Here is a 4,521-nt window from a genome sequence, read left to right as displayed (position 1 = left end):
ATGAATGAAATTATTAAGAAAAACGGAATTACATTTGGAATTATCCTAGGATTATTTTCATTACTTTTTACAACAGCTATTTATGCTATTGATTTAAAGTTATTTACAAGTTGGTGGTTTGGACTTGTGGGATTTATTTTTACTATTGTTATTGGTTTCGTTGTAGTTTCAAAAACAAAAAAACAATTGAATGGAAACATTACCTTTAAAGAATGTTTTACAGTTTACTTTTTAGCAGCTGTTATTGGGACTTTACTCTCTAAACTATTTGAATATGTTTTATTTAACTTCATCGATCCACAAGCCAAAGAGACAATCAAAGAAATTGCTATCAAAGCAGTTTCTGAGATGATGGAAAAACTTGGTGCTCCTGCATCTGCGGTAAACGAAGCGATGCAAAAAGCAGCCGAAACTGATAATTATTCCATTGGTAATATTATATTTGGAATAGCTATAGTATTAGTTTTTCATGCCATTTTCGGCTTAATTTTAGCTGCAATTTTTAAATCAAAATCGAACGAAGGATTGTAAATGAATCTATCCATCATCATTCCGCTACTTAACGAGCAGGAATCGTTACCCGAATTGCATCAATGGATTGTCAAAGTAATGACAGCTCACAAATATTCCTATGAAGTTATTTTTATAGATGATGGAAGCACGGATGATTCGTGGCAGATTATAGAGTCGCTTTCAAAAGAAAATGGGAATGTAAAAGGCATTCGTTTCATGCGAAATTTTGGTAAATCACAAGCATTGCATGCTGGTTTTGCCAAAGCGAAAGGTGACGTTGTGATTACTATGGATGCTGATTTACAGGATAGTCCAGAGGAAATACCAGATTTATACAAAATGGTAATAACCCAAGATTACGATTTGGTTTCGGGTTGGAAAAAGAAACGTTATGATTCGGTTGTAACAAAGAATTTACCATCCAAACTTTTCAATTGGGCTGCACGAAAAACCTCTGGAGTATATCTCAACGATTTCAATTGTGGTTTAAAAGCTTACAAAAATACCGTAATTAAAAACATTGAAGTTTCGGGCGAAATGCACCGTTACATTCCTGTTTTAGCCAAGAATGCTGGGTTTTCCAAAATTGGTGAAAAAGTAGTCATTCATCAAGCTAGAAAATATGGAGAATCTAAATTTGGAATGAGTCGCTTTATCAATGGATTTTTGGATTTAATCACCATTTGGTTTTTATCACGTTATGGCAAAAGACCGATGCATCTTTTTGGTGCTGGCGGTGTTTTAATGTTTATCATCGGATTTATAGCAACTGGTTTCATTATTTCTATCAAACTTATTAGGTTATATGCTGGTTATAAAACGGTTTTAGTCACCGAAAATCCTCTTTTTTACATTGCCTTAACTGCCATGATTATAGGTTCACAATTATTTTTAGCTGGATTTTTGGGCGAAATTATTCTTCGAACTAAGAATAACGAGGAACGCTATAAAATTTCAAGTGAAGTGAATTTGTAGTTCAACTTGAGGACGCAATTTTCGTCCTCAAACATTTAAAAAAAATGGAATTAGAAGTTATTCAAAATAAAATATTTGAAATTCGAGGTAATAAAGTCATGCTTGATTTTGATTTGTCATTGCTATATGGAGTTGAAAATAAAAGACTTAAAGAAGCCGTTAGAAGAAATATTAATCGTTTTCCAGAAGATTTTATGTTTGAACTTTCAAAGTTTGAATACGATTCTTTAAGGTCGCAAATTGCGTCCTTAAAGAATGGAAGAGGTCAACATTTAAAATATCTACCCTTTGCATTCACAGAACAAGGTATTGCAATGTTATCAAGTGTTTTAAAAAGTGAGAAAAAGCCCCACCCCGGCCCTCCCCAAAGGAGAGGGAGATGGAATTCAGTGCATTTGTTACAATAAGACAATTTGCTGTAAATTATACCGAATTGCAAAACAGAATTACAGAAATTGAAGGACAGTTGCCAGAAATATATAATGTTTTAAATTATTTAGTTGAAAAAGAAAATAAGGAAGTAATTGTTGAAAGAAATAAAATTGGTTACAAAAAATAAATAATAGCCCCAAAGAGAATAAATTATAAACAACGATTGATTTAAAAAATAAGTTTACAAATTAACTTAGCCCTGATAGAAGCGGTATCCTTTTTATTTTTGTCATTCTGAGCTTGTCGAAGGACAAAAATAAAAAGATATAGCGAATAGCAGGATTGGCTTCAAAAAAAGATTATGCACATCGAAAAACATATATTAGACAAAGTCAATGAATGGTTAACACCTTCTTTTGACGCAGCAACACAAGACGAAATCATCGAAATGATGACTACTTCTCCAAAAAATTTGGAGGAGAGTTTTTATAAAAATTTGGAATTTGGCACTGGTGGAATGCGCGGAATAATGGGTGTTGGCACTAATCGTATCAACAAATATACTTTGGGTAAAAACACACAAGGGTTATCGGATTATTTAAAAAAATCATTCCCTACGGAACAGTTGAAAGTAGTAATTGCTTACGATTGTCGTCATAACAGTGACACTTTGGCAAAAGTGGTTGCGGATGTTTTTTCTGCAAACGGAATTTATGTGTATTTGTTTTCGGAAATGCGACCTACACCAGAATTATCATTTGCCTTAAAATATCTTAATTGTCATGCCGGAATTGTATTAACCGCTTCACACAATCCACCTGAATACAATGGTTACAAAGTATATTGGCAAGATGGTGGACAATTAGTACCGCCCGAAGACGAGGAAATTATTCGAGTGATTGAAGATTTAAAATACAGTGAAGTTAAGTTTGATGCCAACGAAAGTTTAATTGAACATATTGATGTTGCCATTGACCAAGCTTTTATTGATTCCACTATCGAAAATGCAAGTTTTAACATTTCGGCTATAGCCAAAGAAAATTTAAAAATTGTATACACTTCTTTGCATGGAACCTCTATAAAATTGGTTCCAGCTGTTTTGGCAAAAGCAGGTTATACCGATGTGAATATTGTTCCTGAACAAGCCGAACCTAATGGCGATTTTCCAACAGTACAATCTCCAAATCCAGAAGAACCCGAAGCGTTGACAATGGCGTTGGCTTTAGCTGAAAAAACAAATTCAGATATTGTGTTTGGCACTGACCCTGATAGCGACCGATTGGGCGTAGCCGTCAGAAATAATGAAGGAAAATTGCAATTATTGAATGGAAACCAAACCATGGTTGTGATGACACATTATCTATTGGAACAATGGAAAAAAGCTGGAAAAATTGATGGCAAACAATTTATTGGTTCCACTATTGTTTCTACACCAATGATGTTGGAATTGGCTTCGGCATATAATGTAGAATGTAAAGTTGGTTTAACGGGTTTCAAATGGATTGCGAAATTTATCAAAGACTTCCCTGAATTACAATTTATTGGCGGTGGCGAAGAAAGTTTTGGGTATATGGTTGGTGACGCTGTGCGCGATAAAGATGCTGTGGGTGCGATTTTACTAATGTGTGAAATTGCAGCACAAGCCAAAGAAAAAGGAAGTTCTGTTTATAAAGAATTACAGCAACTGTTTGTAGATTTTGGCTATTATAAAGAACATTTGATTTCAATTACCAAAAAAGGGATTGAAGGTGCGAATGAAATCAAACAAATGATGATTGATATGCGCGAAAAACCTGTTTCTGAAATTAATGGACAACGAGTAATTATGGTAGAAGATTATCAAAATTCAACCGCTCGCAACTTATTGACTAATGAAATAGAAACATTAGATATACCAAAATCGGATGTGTTGATTTACTATTTAGAAGATGGTTCTAAAATTTGTGCTCGTCCTAGTGGAACAGAACCAAAAATAAAATTTTACTTCAGCGTGAATACTGCCATCGAAAGTATTGACGAAATGCCAGCAGCTGATACTTACTTAGATACCAAAATAAAAAATATAATTTCTGAAATGCAATTGAACTAATGGATAAAAATTTAAAGAAACTAATTCCATTTCTGAAACCATACAAATCAAATGTGATTTGGAATGTTATATTCAACATAATATATGCTCTTTTTAGTACACTTTCATTCATAGCTTTAATACCAATGTTGGATGTGTTATTTAAAGATGCTGAAAAAATTATTGAAGAACCGAAATGGACTTCAATTTGGGACATAACAAATTATGGTAAAGACTATCTTTATTTTTATATCACAAAGTTAACTACTGAAAATGGAGCTCAATATGCTTTATTACTTGTAGTATCAATTATCATTTCTACTTTTTTATTAAAAAATCTATTTAATTATTTAGCATTAAATCATTTAATGTTGTTAAAAAATGGCGTTTTAAGAGACTTACGAAATAAAATGTTTGATAAAATAATCGACTTACCCGTTTCTTATTATTCCGAGAGACGAAAGGGAGATATAATGGCTAGAATGCTAGGGGATGTCAATGAAGTTCAAAATTCCTTTTTTTCAATTTTGGAATTAGTTGTAAAAGAACCAATGACCATTCTTTTTACTATTGGAGCTATGGTTGCTATAAGT

Annotated in this window: 6 protein-coding genes; all 6 read left to right on the top strand. The window is 32.9% G+C overall.

The genetic code is table 11. From position 1 onward, the window contains the following. The coding region (locus ACK5ON_RS00130) for a DUF4199 domain-containing protein (protein ID WP_396173634.1) at positions 1-531 on the top strand (531 nt) is incomplete at its 5' end. After that, entirely contained in the window at positions 532-1,488 is a 957-nt protein-coding gene (locus ACK5ON_RS00125; protein ID WP_409818723.1) for a glycosyltransferase family 2 protein, read from the top strand. Between the two features lie 44 nt (positions 1,489-1,532). Further along, the gene (locus ACK5ON_RS00120; RefSeq protein WP_409818721.1) at positions 1,533-1,895 is read left to right on the top strand and encodes an ORF6N domain-containing protein; all 363 of its coding nucleotides are present in this window, start codon (positions 1,533-1,535) and stop codon (positions 1,893-1,895) included. After that, positions 1,868-2,047 carry a hypothetical protein gene (locus ACK5ON_RS00115; protein ID WP_396173641.1) on the top strand — a complete coding sequence of 60 codons (180 nt, stop codon included), beginning with the start codon at positions 1,868-1,870 and terminating at the stop codon, positions 2,045-2,047. The genes ACK5ON_RS00120 and ACK5ON_RS00115 overlap by 28 nt, the downstream gene beginning before the upstream one ends. Positions 2,048-2,221: 174 nt before the next feature. Then, positions 2,222-3,949, top strand: a complete 1,728-nt coding sequence (locus tag ACK5ON_RS00110) for a phospho-sugar mutase (RefSeq protein ID WP_409818719.1) — start codon at positions 2,222-2,224, stop codon at positions 3,947-3,949. Continuing rightward, positions 3,949-4,521, top strand: a 573-nt coding sequence (locus ACK5ON_RS00105; protein ID WP_409818717.1) for an ABC transporter transmembrane domain-containing protein, incomplete at its 3' end; no start/stop codon positions are given. The genes ACK5ON_RS00110 and ACK5ON_RS00105, both read left to right, overlap by 1 nt.

The organism is Flavobacterium sp. (genome assembly GCF_046317795.1).
Lineage (GTDB): Bacteria > Bacteroidota > Bacteroidia > Flavobacteriales > Flavobacteriaceae > Flavobacterium.
This window is presented reverse-complemented; position numbering and strand designations above follow the sequence as displayed.